The following is a 15,277-nucleotide window of genomic DNA, read 5'->3' as shown; positions in this document are numbered from 1 at the left end:
GAGGACCAGTTCGGCGGCGCGGGCGGTGGCGGTGATGATGTCGTTGGTACCCCTCCCAAGGACGATGAGGACAGGGCGTGCAGCCGCAGTCCGTTGTCGGACCGTTCCTGTTGGTACCCCGCCCAGGGACGATGAGGACCGGACGCCGCCGTGGTCATCGTGGTGAAGGTCGACGGTTGGTACCCCTCCGAGGGTCGATGAGGACCGACCGGGGGATGGCCGGCCCCGTCGCGGTGGGCGTGTTGGTACCCCTCCCAGGGGTGATGAGGACGTGCGGCGGCGGCCGGATCCGGCTCCGACGTGTCTGGTTGGTACCCCTCCCAGGGGTGATGAAGACACCGGCCCTCACGTGCGCCTCCACGTTCGTGCTGTGTTGGTACTCCTCCCAGGGGTGATGAGGACATCGACCTCGTGGTGTGCCACCTGGTGCTCCCTTTCCTGTTGGTGCCTCTCCGAGGAGCGATGAGGACCGACCTGATCGAACAGTTCGCGCCGGCGGAGTACCGGTTGATACCCCTCCGAGGGACGATGAGCACGCGGCCAGCGCACGACGCGCAGCTCCTCCAGCGTCGGGTTGGTACCTCTCCGCGGGACGATGAGGACCCGGGCCCGATGTTGATCAGTCCGGCGATACCGGCGAGTTAGTACGCCTCCGAGGGGTGATGAGGACCGGCGCGGAGGCTGCACCGTCAGCGACCCGTCAGCCTTGGTACCCCTCCAAGGGGCGATGAGGGCGCGGATGCGGGCGCGGCCGGTGGCAAGCCGGTAGAGGTTGGCACCCCTTCCAGGGTCGATGGCCCGTACCACCGCGAGATCAATACGGCGGTAGCCGTAGTTGGTACCCCTCCGAGGGGCGATGAGGGCCGGTCGGTCGGAACGGATTCGAGTCCCCGCTCGTGAAGTTGGTACTCCTCCGAGGATCGATGAGGACCCGCCGCCCGCTCGGGACCGGCCACGACCACCCCTGGTTGGTAACCCTCCGAGGGGCGATGAGGACCCCAGTCATCCGCGCACACCGGGCCGCCGCCTCGCGGTTGGTACCCCCTCCCAGGGTCGATGAGGACCGGCCAGGACGTCGCCGTCCGGGTCGGAGCCTTCATGTTGGTACCCCTCCGAGGGTCGACGAGGAACTCCGTGGTGCGCCTGGCCGACTCCTTGCCCAGCCTGTTGGTACCCCTCCGAGGGGCGATGGGGACCCCGCGCCGTCGTCCACGGTCTGACCGCCTACTCGCTGTTGGTACCCCTCCCCTGGGCGATGAGGACATGAGATCAAGGTCTACGGCCCGGGACTCCACGTGTTGGTACCCCTCCCCGGGGCGGTGAGGACCGTCCTACGGCGGCGGCCCCCCTGCTCAACTCGCTGTTGGTACCCCTCCCCGGGGCGATGAGGACGGGACGGGCAGGACTCCGGGCCGCTGCTGGCCCTCACGTTGGTACCCCTCCCAGGGACGATGAGGACTTTCGCCGCCGTCCCCGTTGTCTCCGCCCTGCTGCTGTTGGCACCCCGCCCAGGGGCGATGAGGACGGCCGAGGCCGGCCCGGACGCATCCTGGCGTACCGCCCGTTGGTACCCTCTCAGGGTCGATGAGGACGCGCCCACCTGCGGCTCGCCAAAGCCCTGCACGGCGCGTTGGTACCCCTACGAGGGGCGATGAGGGCGTCGCGGCTGCTGTCCAGGATCGACCTCGCCTCGGAGTTGGTACCCCTCTCAGGGTCGATGCGGGCTAGCTCGTTACGCCGCGCGGCGGTCGAACCACTCCTGTTGGTACTCCTCCCAGGGGCGATGAGGGCGGCCCCGCTCCTCCCGAAGGAGAAGAGCCAGCATGACGTTGGTACCCCTCCCAGAGGCGATAGGGGCAGGTGGGACTGCACCACATCCGCGGCTGCCAGCTGAGGTTGGTACCCCTTCCCAGGGCGATGAAGGCCGGTGCTCTACTGCGGGTACGGGCGTTCACCGCCGCGTTGGTACCCCTCCCAGGAGCGATGAAGACTTCGCAGCGCAACGCGACCGACGTCCACAAGGACGTGTTGGTACCCCTCCGAGGAGCGATGAAGACCATCAACCCACTGCCCGGCTGGGACCGCTACCTCCAGTTGGTATCCCTCCTAGGGGTGATGAGGACCGCCCAACCGGGCAACCCGCCGACGGGCGATGGCGAGTTGGTACCCCTCACAGGGGTAATGAGGACCTGATGCAGCTGTGCCAGCCGGCCGGCATGGACGTGTTGCTACCCCTCCTAGGGGTGATGAGGACCCGCGCCTGTCGGTCATGCTGGTGCATACCCTCCTGTTGGTACTCCTCCCGGGGGTGATGAGGACCCATGTACATCGACGGCCAGCCGGTGGAGATCCCCGGTTGGTACCCCTCCGAGGGGGACGATGAGGACGATCCCCGCGCTGATGGCCGCCATCGCGTGCTGGGTGTTAGTACCCCTCCAAGGGGCGATGAGGACGACCTACCCGGGGGCCTGCGCGGTCCTGGTGGCCGTTGGTGCCCCTCCCCGGGGTGAGAGGACCACACTCCTGGTGGAGCTGTCCACGTAGGACATGGCGTTGGTACCCCTCCAAGGGGTGACGAGGACGCTCCGCCGCCGCCTCCTCCCGCTGGGACGGCAGCGGCGTGTTGGTACCCCTCCCAGGGGCAATGAGGACCGGCGCCGGCCTGCCGCGCGCCTTCGAGGATGTCGGGTTGGTACCCCTCCCAGGGGTGATGAGGACCCGCTGCCGGCGCCCGCCGCGTTCCTGATCAACGAGTTGGTACCCCTCCCAGGGATGATGAGGACCGTTCAACTCCCTCGCCTACCGGGCCCGGACGCACACGTTGGTACCCCTTCCCAGGGGTGATGAGGACGTGCCGACTCGACCCGAACACCGCGCTCGACGTGATGTTGGTACCCCTCCGAGGGGCGATAAGTACCCGAGTTCGCGTTCCTCGACCTGGGCCGCACACGCAGGTTGGTACCCCCCAGGGACGATGAGGACCTGCGAAGATCCGTGGCCGGCGCTCGAACCTCTACTAGTTGGTACCCCTCCCAGGGACGATGAGGACCGCTGCGCCGGCCCGGGGCCACGGCCTGCCAGTCGTGGTTGGTACCCCTCCCAGGGACGACGAGGACGGTCCAGCTGTCCGTCCTGACGGAGGCCGGCCTGAGGTTGGTACCCCTCCCAGGGGAGATGAGGACGACGCACCCGGACCGGCCGACGGTCTACCGCCTGGCGTTGGTACCCCTCCGAGGGTAGGTGAGGACAGGACATCAGCGGTGGCTGCACGCGGCGATGCCGCAGTACCGGTTGGTACCCCTCTCAAGGGCGATGAGGACACGACGACACGGCCGCCTTCGGCGTGCCGCCCGACGAGTTGGTACCCCTCCGAGGGTCAATGAGGACCTGGCTACGTGACGGCCTGCTTCGACGCAGTCATCGTGTTGGTACCCCTCCGCAGGGCTATGAGCCCCACCGAGCGGCTCCGACGTGGCCCGCAGAGTTCGCGGGTGTATCCCCTGATATGGGGCGAATGAGTGATGTGAAGTTCTCAAACAGCAGGCCCTGCAAGGTAGTACGCAATGATTGCACGTCCCACTGACATCTTCTGCGGCTGGAGGCTGTCTGCGTGTGGGCTGGGGCCGCGAACTCAGCCGGCCAGTTGGACACGGCGAGAGGCTACCCTTCCGTAGGCGCGTACATCTCGCCAGCCCGGCGTCGCTGTACATGCCCGATTGGCCCGTTAGGGGTCGCAATGTGTGCGCCTTCGCTTTGAGGCACGTGCGACACGCATCTCATCGCCCCGAGCAGGGGCACCCGAAGGGGCTCTGACCGAACCGGCCAGAGCCCCTTTTTCTGTTGCCGGTTGAACGAAATGACCGATTGTCAGTGGCTCCTGCTAGACAGTCAACTACCGCTCCTCGTAAGGGCGGACAGTGTGATAGACCTTCTGCCATCCATCCCGAACTGAAGCTAAGGCTCACACCGAAACAGGCACTCTGCCCTGTGTGCGCCCGAGGCCACAACCAGCAGAAAGGAGGGAAGAAGCATGCGCCTACGGGTCACTATCAGCACCCGGGCCCGGGAGATCCCCTGGGATCAGGTCCAGGCCCCCGGACGCGGCGTGTTCTACGAGGCCCTGGAACGCCAGGACCCCCAGCTCGGAGCCACCATCCACGCCAACGGATGGGGTCCACACGGCATCGCACCGTTCGGCCACTCCGCGCCTACCTTCCCCACCCCCAAGCGTCAAGAAGGCAAGTACGTCGCCGGCGGCACCGGCACCGTGGAATTCGGCAGCCCGATCCCGGAGATCATCACCGCGCTGGCGAAGGACTTCACCACCATCCCTGTCCTGGACTGGGGCGGCACCGCGCTGAAGGTGGAGAAGACGACCGTCGTCGATCCTCCTGCATTCGCCTCTGGCCGCGGGCGGTTCCGCACCATCAACCCCATCACCGTCAAGGCGGAGGCAACCCGTACTCCCGAAGGCCGCGTTATCCGCGGAAAGCACCTCCTGCCCGGCGAGCCGGGTTTCGATGTCGCGTTGCAGCACAGCATCCGACGTAAGTGCGAAACCTTCGGCCACGGCAGCGATGTCCAGCTCGAAGGAATCACCTGGATCGGCCCGAAGCGGTCCTTCGCCGTCACCGGCCACGGCCACTGGGGTAAGAAGCTCGGCGCGCCCATCGAGGTAGAGGTCAGCGGACCGCCGGCCGCACTTCAGGCGCTGTGGTCCACCGGCATCGGCGGATCAACCGCCTCGGGCTTCGGCTGGGTGGTCGCATGACCACCACCACGTCCCACGCCGACGGCCAGTACACCCTCCGCGACACCCCTCACCCTCTGGCCCGTATCGGGGCCCACGTCATCGCGTCCTTCGCCGATGTCGAGACCCCCGCAATGGTCACCAGCGCACTCTTCCAGGAGGTCATGAGCCGGCTCATGGACGCCGCTGTCACCGCAGCGCTGCTGCGCGACGGCAAGGCGGAGAACGGCTTCCTCCTCAAGTGCTCGCACAGCCTGTGGCCGAACAGCGACATGAACCACCCGTTCAACGCCAAGCGCGACGACCCAACCGTCACGGAAAAGGTCCGCGCCTGGCGCACGATGCCCGCACCGGACACGTGGCCCGGCGCCGCCTGCACCCTCTGCGGACATCAAGCCGTCGGCTTCTACGGCAAAGCGGACATGATGCTCGCGGCGTCCGCGGACTACCGCAACACCACTCCCCGCAGACATGCCGGCACCGCCCTGTGCTGGCCGTGCATCTGCTGCTTCTACGCGGCCCCCTACGGCTGCTACCTCACCGGAGGACGCACCGAAGCCCTCCATACCTGGGACGACGGCTTTCTCGCGGAAGCCGTCGACCTTCAGGTCTCCCGCAACGAGATGCTCATGATCACCGGGAAGAGAGCCTCTCGCACCAAGGCCGAGACCCTCGCCCTCCAGACGCTGCGCCGCTACGACCACGAAACCACCGCTGGTATCGAACTGGTCATCTTCAATAACCACAACAAGGGGCAGGCACTGGACACTTACGCCGTCGACCAGCCCTTGGCCGAATGGCTGCGGAAGTCCTCCCACAAGAACGCCCACCGGGATGGATTCCCCACTCTCGTCCGGGCTTTCACCACCCCCGAACCCGCCAGCAAGAGCGGTGGGCAGAAGACCAACGCCACCACCTCCGGCGTGGAAAACCTCGCCTGGGCCTGCTTCCACCGCCCCTGGACCATCCCGCGGCGCCTGACCAGCTACATCGTCGGCCGCTCGACAACCCTCGAAGGTCCCACCCGCGAAGCACCCCCCGCCGCCAACCTCCTCACCACCTACCTGCACGAGGTACTCAACGTGAACGAAACGGACCTCCAGGAGATCCGCGACACCGCCGCCCGCATCGCCCTCCTGTTCACCGAAGACGACCCCGGCGGCAAACTCACCGGCTTCTACACCCTCTTCCAGCGCGGCAACAGCGCCCGCCTGCGCGCCTGGCTACAGCGCCACGGCATCACCTGGATCCTGGACCGCCCCACCGACGAGTCCGAACTCGTCACCAGCCGCGGCTTCGAGATCCTCTTCAGCCCCGCCCCCGACTCCTACTCCTGGTACTACCGCGAATACCTCCTCGCCTGCACCATCTCCGCCCTCTTCCAACGCGGATGGCGGCCCCGCGACGCCGAGAAGGCCGCCCAGGACTTCGACCCCGACACGATCACCGCCAAGGACATCGCCGTCCTCGACGGCACCGAAGCCGACCCGGCCGCCGTATAGCCGCCCCCGCCCGCAAGCGCCTCTACCTGTAGGCGGACAGCGCGCCTGAGCACCACCCTGCACGGCGTCCTCGACGGCCTCAACACCGGAGCCACCGCACCAACCTGATCACGAAGGAGAGCACCAAGTGACGTACCTCGCAGGCAAGATCGCGTTCGACATCAACGCCGGCGCCCCCAACAACGGCGAAGGCGAAGACCAAAAGGGCCGCGTCAAGCAGATGCGCGTCGGCCGCGACGTCTACCCCTATCTCGCACCCCAGGCCGTACGCCGCTGGCTGCGCGACAGCGTCCCCGCTGACGAGCCCCGCTCCCGCGTCTTTCGCACCGGATCCGGACAGAAGCAGCAGGCGTTCACCCAGGGCCGGCCCGACAAGTACTTTGACGACGACCTCTTCGGCTACATGGTCGCCCTCAAGGACAGCGAGCGGAAGAAGGACCCCGCCCTCCCCGAGACCTGCCAGCGCGACACCGTCCTCGCCACGGGCACCTTCGTCGCCGTCGTCCCCAACAACCCCACCATGGACTTCGGCACCATGACCCGCGGCTTCGACGCCGGCGACAACCCCGTCATCCACCAGCACGAGTTCTACACCGCCGTCTGCGCCGGCGACGTCCTCCTCGACCTGCCCCGCGTCGGTGTCTTCGAGACCGACGGCGGCGGCCTGAAGGTCGCCCTCGGCAAGCAGGCCGCGCAGGAAGCCAAGGACGCAGGCGCCACCGAGACCACCCTGCGCGGCACCGCCGCGCTCGCCCTCCCCCTCGAGGAACGCCGCCGCCGTACCGCGCTCATCCTCCGCTCCCTCGCCACCATCCAGGGCGGCGCCAAGCACAACGCCCATTACGGCGACCGCACCCCCGCCTTCCTCGTCCTGGCCCCCATGAAGGGCGGCAACAACCCCTTCACCCGGCTGCTCCAGAACCAGCTCGGAAAGGTCACGTTCTCCGCCACCACCCTCGAAGCCGAGATCACTGCCTGGGAAGACCAGCTCGATGGCCCCGTCCACATCGGATGGGCCCCCGGCTTCCTCGCCGACCAGCGCGAGAAGGCCCTCACCCACTTCGCCGGCAACGACCGCGTCACCATCGGCCACCCCCGCACCATCCTGACCACCCTCGCCGACGAGATCACCGACAAGCAGCACGACGACTGGTTCCAGGACGCCCAGTGACCGGCATCGAAGCCCTCGAAGCAACCATCACCACACCCGTCGCTTCCTTCCGCAACCCCCTCTACACCGGCGTTCAGGTCACCCTTCCCTGCCCGCCGCCCTCCACCATCGGCGGCATGCTCGCAGCCGCCGCCGGAAGCTGGGACAAAGTCCCCCACGACTTCCGGTTCGCCGCCGCCTTCCACGCCGAAGGCCGCGGCACCGACCTGGAGACCTACCACCCCCTGCCCACAGCCCGAAAACCCGGAAACTACGGGCCCCAAAACCGCGAATTCCTCGCCTTCACCACCCTGAAGATCTGGATCCTCGACGACCTCGACCACTGGGAACACCGCCTGCGCCGCCCCGTGTGGCCCATGCGCCTGGGCCGCTCCCAAGACCTCGCAGCCCTCACCACCCGCCGCACCACTCTCACCACCACCCCCGGTGAACAACGCAGCGCCCTGATCGCCGACCACCCGGCCGCCGGCGGAACCAGCCTGCGCATACCCACCGCGATCACCCTCGACCGAGGCCGCACCCTCTGGGGCTCCTACCGCTACGACCCCACCGGACACGCCACCGCCACCGTCCCCGACAGCTACAGCACCCCCACCGGACAAGCCGTAGCCCTCCTGCCCCCCACCCACCCGGCCACCGCCGAACCCGTCTGACGGAATACGTCAAGGGCGGTGCCAGACACACCAACCCACGTGGCTGGCACCGCCCTTGACATCCCCAGCCCACGCCGCATGGAGCCTGATATGACAGACCTCCGCGACATCAACGCAAAAAGCGCCCGCGGAAACCGGCCCCCCGAACGACTCACCACCCATCTCGACCTCACCGAGAAGAGCGCCGCCCTCATCCAGCAGCGCACCGGCCGCATCGACGCCGCCCACACCGTCATCCCCGACTTCTGGACCATCGCGCGTCTGGCCTGCCTGTTCCACGACTGCGGCAAGATCAACTGCGAGTTCCAACGCCAACTAGCCGAAAAGGGCTACTTCTGGGCCGAACGCCATGAAGCGCTCTCCCTGGGATACCTCCACCTAATCCCCGACGCCACCCACCGCGCATGGGCCGCCGTCGGCATCGCCACCCACCACCGCGCCCTCACCGGAGAAAACGCACGCAAGACCACCCTCGCCACCCTCTATCAGGGCACAGACCTCACCGAATGGCGCGACCGCTTCGAATCCCTCCCCGAGGCCGCGGCCGAACAGCTCGCCCACTGGCTCCACGAAACCGCCACCCGTCGCGGCCTGCCCACCACCGCCCCCATCCCCGGGCACGGCTACACCACCGCCGCACACACCGAATTCACGGCCTTCCTGGCCACCTGGCGCCGTCGCACAAGCCCCGCCACCGGCCTTGCCGCCGTCCTCCTCCAAGGCGCCGTCACCTACGCCGACCACCTCGCCTCCGCCCACGGCACCCTCAACACGGCCCAGCCCATGAACGCCGACTTCGCCCGCACCATCAAGGAAGCCTTCCCCCTCAAACCCCACCAGGAGCGCGCAGCGAAAACCCCCAGCCACGTCATCCTCCGCGCCCGCACCGGCAGCGGAAAAACCGAAGCCTCCTGGCTCTGGTGCTGCCAGCAGGCAGCCCTCCTCCAAGCCGAAGGCCGCGGCACCCCCCGCGTCTTCTACACCCTGCCCTACCTCGCCAGCATCAACGCCATGACCACCCGCACCACCGAAAAACTCGGCCGCGAAGGGCTCGTCGGCCCCGACCACTCCCGCGCCGGCGACTACTGGCTCCAGCAGTTCTGCTGTCCCGACGACGAAACCACCCGCGTCCAAGCCGCCCGAGACGCCACCCACCGCAAAGCCGCCACCAAACTCTTCAAAGAAACCATCCGCATCACCACCCCCTACCAACTCCTGCGCGCCGCCCTCGTCGGCGCCGCATACTCCTCCCGCCTCATCGACGTAGCCAACTCCGTCTTCGTCTTCGACGAACTCCACGCCTACGACACCAAACGCCTCGGCTACATCCTCGCCATGATGCAAACCCTCGAAGAACTCGGCGGACGCATCGCCGTCCTGTCCGCCACCATGCCCGACGCCCTCACCACCCTCATCACCGAAACCCTCACCGGCGACGTCACCTGCGACGACGACTCCGACAGCACCCAACAGCCCCGCCACCGCATCGAAACCCGCAACCACCACATCACCGACCCCGCCGCCCTCACCGAAATCACCCACCACCTCCGAGCCGGCGAATCCGTCCTCGCTATCGCCAACAACGTCGCCCACGCCCAACAGCTCTACGACAACCTCACCGCCGCCCTCCCCGACCACCACGGAACCCTCCTGCACTCCCGCTACAAGCGCGGCCACCGCGGCACCATCGAAAAAGCCATCACCGACCGCTACGGAACCGACCAGACACGGAACAAAACCCGCAAGGGCGGCTTCGTCGTCGCCACCCAAGTCGTCGAAGTCAGCCTCGACGTCGACTTCGACGTCCTCTTCACCGCCTGCGCCGACCTCGAAGCCCTCGCCCAACGCTTTGGACGCATCAACCGCATCCGCGCCCGCGAAGCAGCGCCCGTCATCATCCACACACCCCGCTACAAGCAACGCCGCGGACAACCCGGCCTCTACTGCGACGGCATCTACCCCCACGACCCCGTATCCGAAGCCTGGACAATCCTCAACGAAAACACAGGCAACGACATCGACGAAAACGAAATCACCCACTGGCTCAACCGCATCTACAACACCACCTGGGGTCAGATGTGGCGCCAAGAAGTCCTCCGCCACCGCGACGATTTCCGCCGCGCCTTTCTCACCTTCAAGCGCCCCTTCGACGCCCGCGACCAGCTCGAAGAACGATTCGACGAAATGTTTGACGGCCTCGAAGCAGTCATGGAAGAAGACCTCAAAAACTACAAGGAAGCCCTCCACCAGGACGTAGATGCCAACGGCAAACCAAGAATATCCGGCCAGCTCCTCGCATCCGAATACCTCATCCCTCTCCCCCACTGGGGATCCGCCAAAGCCACCTACGACACAAACCTCAAAGTCCACGTCATTCGAGGCGCATACAGCGACACCGACGGCCTCAAGGCAATCCACAACCCCGGCGGAGCCACCGGCTACCAGCTCGACCAGCTCGCCTAGCCCCAAGCCTCACACCACAACGCCACCGCGTGGGACCATGAAGCATCAACCGCCTGTAACCGGACGTTACTTGAGAACTCCACAACTCTTATGGCCCCGTAGAGGGGCATCAATACACACCGGCACTCTTGCGTGACCGCGCCACTTCGGGCCGCATCCACATAGCTCCTGGTGGTTTCAACTTCCATGCCGTGATGGCCTTACGGGCAGGGCGCGCCCAGTCCTCATCGCCTCTGGGCGGAGTACCAACGCGATCCTCGCCGTCGCCTTGGCGGCTCTGCGCTGCGCGCCCTCATCGCCCTTGGGAGGGGTACCAACCCACCGAGTACCGCCGTCGGGCCGGGGATCCCGGCCGGTCCTCATCGACTCTCAGAGGGGTACCAACTAGCAGGTGCACTCGTCGTACGGGCTGGACGATCCAGTCCTCATCGCCCCCGGAGGGGTCCCAACAGGAACTCTGTCGGGCGTTGGGCAAGAGGCGTGGCCGGTCCCCATCGCCCCTGGGAGAGCCACCAACTGGCGGGGTACGGCTTGATCACGGTGCCATCCGGCATGTCCCGGCTGGACCGCTCTGGAGTCCGTACCCGACGCCGAAGCGCGATATCCCAGCGCTACAAGACCCCGCGCCCTAATCCCGAGCGCGTCGTCATCGAGATCACCATCACCCACGCCATGGGCAGCCAAGCCGCCCGGATGCTAACCCTGGATACTGGCGCCCGCTGATCCGTTCACACCTTGACGCGATGCGGGTCCAGGTGGCTGGCCAGCCAAGCTCCCATGGCGGCCACGACGGATGTGCGACGCCACTGCGCGAAGATGCGGTCCTGCTCCTCGGAAGGCAGGGCAGACAGCGTCGTATCAGCCCCTTGCGGAATGAAGACCGACCAGAGATCCGACCAGGCGCGTTGCCCTGTCCCGCGGAGCGGGACTGCCGCGATGGTCCCCGGCGCCCGCATGTCGTCAGCGAAGACATGCTGCTGCCCGTCAGCGTCGACGTAGACTGCCGCGCTGGCGAAGCGCGCGGTCCGCTTCTCCGTTCGGTCAGCAAGGTGGGTCAACCCCGCCGGCCCAAGCGCTTCCAGCGCATGCTTCACCATGGGGCCGGGCCAGCCACCGAACTCCTCGATGTAGAAGCCGGAATCCTCCACGAAGAGCGGCCTATGCAGACGGGCAAATGCCTGGTGAGCTTTGTGGCGGGCGATCTCTTCCACCGACGTGGTCTGGATCTCGTCCAGCTCCAGCGGGACCTGCTCGATCTCGATACCCCACGGGGCCAAGTGCTCCCCCGCCGTGGCGAACTTGCCTTGGTTGCCCGTGCAGAACGCCAGCGCGAGTTCGCTCATCTGCTGCCCTCTCGATCCTCGATGGGGAGCGGACGCTAAGGCGTCCGCACTAGCCATTGTTCTCAGCTCGGCCTCGCGGTGCACCCCGCTTTCGAGAGGACCATGCTTTGTAGCGCACGATCCCCGGTTACCGAAACCTGGGATTCGCCGCACCATTGGAGATCCACCGCCAGTCCCTGACCGCCACGTCGAAAGGCAGCACCACGCCCCAACGCCCACAAGTTCACATGCCCCTCCCCACCCCCACACTCGGCACGACACGCTGGACGGCCCTCTGCTACGCAGCGGCGTAGCTGAGGCGGAACAGGTCCTGGGCGCGCTCCAGGTCCCGCTCCGTACGCAGCTGCACCTCCAGGTCGCCGGTGCCGTGGTGTCCGAGCCCCGTCATGTCCCGGGTGAATCCGGGAATGAGGTCGACCTCCTTCGGGTCGGCCTTGAGGTAGACGAGGAGCTTGGTCTGCTGCGGCGGGCAGACGCAGGCGAAGTTCCGCAGCCGCTGGTAGGCGGCGTACTGCTTGCGCTGGACCCGGGTGACGCCGTCCCCGAGGCCGAGCAGCACCTCGTCGACTGCCTCCGCCAGCTCCGCCATCGCTCCGTCCTGCCTGCGGGCCGGCGGAAGCCCGGCCGCGCGTCGGCGGAAGCCCGGCCGCGCGTCGGCGGGCACGCTTGGTTGTCGCCGACTGGCCGGTGACGGAAGCCACGGTCTCAAGGCCGATGTGGTCGTTGCCGAAGTACCGGTAGCGGACCAGGTCGATGCTGCTCATCGAGCCCCAGCGAATCGATCCGCCCACCATCGACACAGTCGATGACGTACTCGCTGGCCAGGAACCGCACTCCCAGCATCGTCTCCATGTGCGCCTCGATGAGGTCCTGCACATCCGCCTCAGCCTCAGCAAGACGCGGCACGACCTCAATTACGCCACCATCCGTGTTGAACAGTTTCAGGCCCGACACCTTCCCCTCCTGGACTCGAAGAGCAGGAACGTCGGGCGGGTGTCCGTTGATTCCCGTTGATGCGTGCGCGCGGCGCCACCAGCTGGGAAAGGAAGGAATGCGGTACTTGCCATCGAGCTCGTCTGAGTCGTTCAATCTTGCGCTTCCCGCCCACTGTGCGGCATCCCGTGGCTTCCCCTGAGTCCCGGAGCCCTCGTGGCAGGACGCAGTATCCGCGCCCGGGGCATGGAGTCCTTGGACTGTTGCCACGGCCCTCGCTCACCAGGACCAAGGGGCTATCTCACCATACCCGTCTGACCGTTGAGTTTTCCGGTCAGACGGTCAACGTCACTGGATCAGCTGGGAGGCTCCCGGCGACGAGGCCGCCGGCGTTCAGTTCGACGCCTTCACTTCCCAGAAGCCCCACAGCCTGCTGCCGACCTGGACCAGTGGGACGGCAATACTATTCACCAGCCCACCTGGGCACTCAACTTCTCCACGCACACCCCCGCAGCGTGACAGCAGCGTTCCTCCACCATCTCGCCTTCGAACTCGCCGAAGGGCAAGGACGCCGCCAAGTCTCCGCTGCCTCCGCAAAGCCACCGGCCCAACTGTCCACGCAGGCCCCGAGACAGACCCCGCCGCGTGCCCCCACCCGTACCCGCGGTATCAACGCGCCCACCGCGGCTCGAAAGCAGTGATCACCTGGTGCGACACCGGCCTGCGTCAGGACGCCTGGTTCTGGAATTGGCGCGCCTGACGTGCACGAGGGTGTCCACTCCAGCACTCCCCCGGCATCCGCCGGCACCTTCGGTCAGCACACCTGGCTACGGGTGGGCGACGAGGAAGTCTACGCAGCCGGACAACGTGGTGAGCCGCGGGGTGTCCTCGTCGTCGATGCGGATACCGGTGCGTTCGCTGAGGGTCTCGATGAAACTCAGGAAGTCCAGCGAGTCCATCTCAAGGGCGTCGCGGAACGCGTCGTCGGGCCCCAGAGTGGCGAAGTCGGCGTCGGGGATGACGCGGGCGATGGATTCCTTGACGATGTCCAGTGCTTCGGTGCGGTTCACAACTGCTCCGGGTTCTGCAGGAGGTGATCGACGGCTGTCAGGTAGCGGGCTCCGATGGCGCCATCGGTTGCCCGGTGGTCCGCCGACAGGGTGGCCGTGACCACGGGCCGCACGCCGAGCAGGCCGTTGACAGCGCAGGGCTGGTCGGTGACCCGTCCGAAGCCGACCAGGGCTACTTGTGGGGGGTAGATGACGCCGAGGACGCTCTCCACGCCCTGATCTCCGAGGTTGGTGACGGTGATGGTGGAGTCCGCCACCTCGGAAGCGCGTAGCCGGCCTGTCCGGGCGCGGGCGACCAGGTCCTTCAGGGCGGTCATCAACTGCGGGAGTTCGAGGGTGTCGGCGTTGTGCAGGGCGGGGGCGACGAGCCCGCCGCCGCGCAGGGATACCGCCACGCCGAGGTGTACGCCGTCGCCCGCCGTGAAGTGGTCGTCGGTCCAGAAGCCGTTGAGCTCGGGGACTTCCCGGGCCGCGAGGGCCGCGGCCTTGAGCAGCAGGGCTGAGGGAAGCAGCCGCCCGCTGACCGGGCTGCGTCGGTTGTGCTCGTGCAGCCAGTCCGTGGCGGCGGCCAGGTCGATGGTGGTGGACAGGTAGTAATGCGGAATCTCTCGATTGGCGCGGGCCATCAGCCCGGCGATCGCCAGGCGCATCGCGGCTGCCCGGTCCTCGGAAGGGCGCACCGGGGCGCCAAAGTGACGCGGGGGTGGGGCTGCGGCTGCCGGCCCCGGGGCCGCCTTGCGTACGTCGTCGGCGCGGACGGCGCCGTCCTTACCGGTGCCCGTCACCGAGGCCAGGCTGACGTCGAGTTCGGCAGCCAGCCGTCGGGCGAGCGGGGTGGCCCGCAGGCGCGGTGGTGGAGCGGCAGTCCTGGCGGCCTCAGCTGCTTGCTCGACGTCGGTTCGGGTGATGCGTCCTCCGGGCCCAGATCCTTGGAGAGCCTCCAGTGCAATGCCGCTGCGCTCCGCGAGGTGCCGGATCAACGGGCCCTCCTCAGCGTGCCCCCGCTGGTGGGCGGCGGAAGGCGTCGGAGCCCGGCCGGATTCGGGCCGGTCGGGAGGTGTTGCGCCCTTCGGCGCCGACTGGAATGGTCGTTCCCCCTCGGCCTTCTTGGTCCTCTTGGCCGTGCGAGCCTTCTCGCGTTTCTCGGGTTCTTCCGCAATCGGCTCGATCAGCGCGAGGGTCGTACCGACCGGCACCGTCGCACCCGGCTCGACGAGCTGTTCCCCCATCGTCCCGGTCTCGAAGCACTCCACCTCGATCGTGGACTTCGCGGTTTCGACGACCGCGACGGGATCGCCTTTGTGGACCAGTTCACCGGGCTCTACCAGCCATTCCTGAAGCGTGCCCGCGTCCATGTCGGCGCCCAGGGACGGCATGGTGAACTCGGCCACG

The 15,277-nt window shown here is 67.2% G+C and carries 8 protein-coding genes and 1 pseudogene; 5 read left to right on the top strand and 4 right to left on the bottom strand.

Going from position 1 to position 15,277, the window contains the following annotated elements; all coding sequences use genetic code 11:
* Window positions 1-4,030: 4,030 nt before the first annotated feature.
* The 5 genes from AZE13_RS25085 (at window position 4,031) to AZE13_RS25065 (ending at window position 10,539) form a co-directional block, all read left to right on the top strand.
* Window positions 4,031-4,771 carry a CRISPR-associated endoribonuclease Cas6 gene (locus AZE13_RS25085; RefSeq protein WP_066936342.1) on the top strand — a complete coding sequence of 247 codons (741 nt, stop codon included), beginning with the start codon at window positions 4,031-4,033 and terminating at the stop codon, window positions 4,769-4,771.
* Complete coding sequence (locus AZE13_RS25080; protein WP_066936340.1) at window positions 4,768-6,252, top strand: hypothetical protein; 1,485 nt, start codon at window positions 4,768-4,770, stop codon at window positions 6,250-6,252. Before AZE13_RS25085 ends, AZE13_RS25080 begins: the two co-directional genes overlap by 4 nt.
* Window positions 6,253-6,379: 127 nt before the next feature.
* Window positions 6,380-7,423: a type I-B CRISPR-associated protein Cas7/Cst2/DevR gene (gene cas7i / locus AZE13_RS25075; protein WP_066936337.1), complete on the top strand. Its 1,044-nt coding sequence runs from the start codon at window positions 6,380-6,382 to the stop codon at window positions 7,421-7,423.
* On the top strand, window positions 7,420-8,076 hold the full coding sequence (gene cas5, locus AZE13_RS25070) for a CRISPR-associated protein Cas5 (protein WP_066936334.1): 657 nt from the start codon (window positions 7,420-7,422) through the stop codon (window positions 8,074-8,076). Before cas7i ends, cas5 begins: the two co-directional genes overlap by 4 nt.
* A 90-nt stretch (window positions 8,077-8,166) precedes the next feature.
* The gene (locus AZE13_RS25065; RefSeq protein ID WP_066936331.1) at window positions 8,167-10,539 is read left to right on the top strand and encodes a CRISPR-associated helicase/endonuclease Cas3; all 2,373 of its coding nucleotides are present in this window, start codon (window positions 8,167-8,169) and stop codon (window positions 10,537-10,539) included.
* Between the two features lie 728 nt (window positions 10,540-11,267).
* On the opposite strand, the gene AZE13_RS25055 is transcribed toward AZE13_RS25065, so the two are convergent.
* The 4 genes and pseudogenes from AZE13_RS25055 to AZE13_RS25040 all read right to left on the bottom strand — a co-directional run bounded on the left by AZE13_RS25055 (window position 11,268) and on the right by AZE13_RS25040 (window position 15,276).
* Window positions 11,268-11,882, bottom strand: a complete 615-nt coding sequence (locus AZE13_RS25055) for a non-canonical purine NTP pyrophosphatase (protein WP_066936325.1) — start codon at window positions 11,880-11,882, stop codon at window positions 11,268-11,270.
* A 277-nt stretch (window positions 11,883-12,159) separates the two neighbouring features.
* A pseudogene (locus AZE13_RS39075) lies at window positions 12,160-12,836 on the bottom strand (DUF5655 domain-containing protein).
* An 806-nt stretch (window positions 12,837-13,642) separates the two neighbouring features.
* On the bottom strand, window positions 13,643-13,885 hold the full coding sequence (locus AZE13_RS25045) for an acyl carrier protein (RefSeq protein ID WP_066936322.1): 243 nt from the start codon (window positions 13,883-13,885) through the stop codon (window positions 13,643-13,645).
* A complete protein-coding gene (locus tag AZE13_RS25040) occupies window positions 13,882-15,276 on the bottom strand; it encodes a 2-oxo acid dehydrogenase subunit E2 (RefSeq protein ID WP_066936319.1) in 1,395 nt (464 codons plus the stop codon). Before AZE13_RS25040 ends, AZE13_RS25045 begins: the two co-directional genes overlap by 4 nt.
* Between the last annotated feature and the right edge of the window lies 1 nt (window position 15,277).

This window comes from Streptomyces sp. NBRC 110611 (genome assembly GCF_001590865.1).
In the GTDB taxonomy this organism is placed as follows: domain Bacteria; phylum Actinomycetota; class Actinomycetes; order Streptomycetales; family Streptomycetaceae; genus Streptomyces.
Note: the sequence above shows the minus strand (reverse complement) of the source record. Positions and strands in the feature narration are given on the sequence as shown.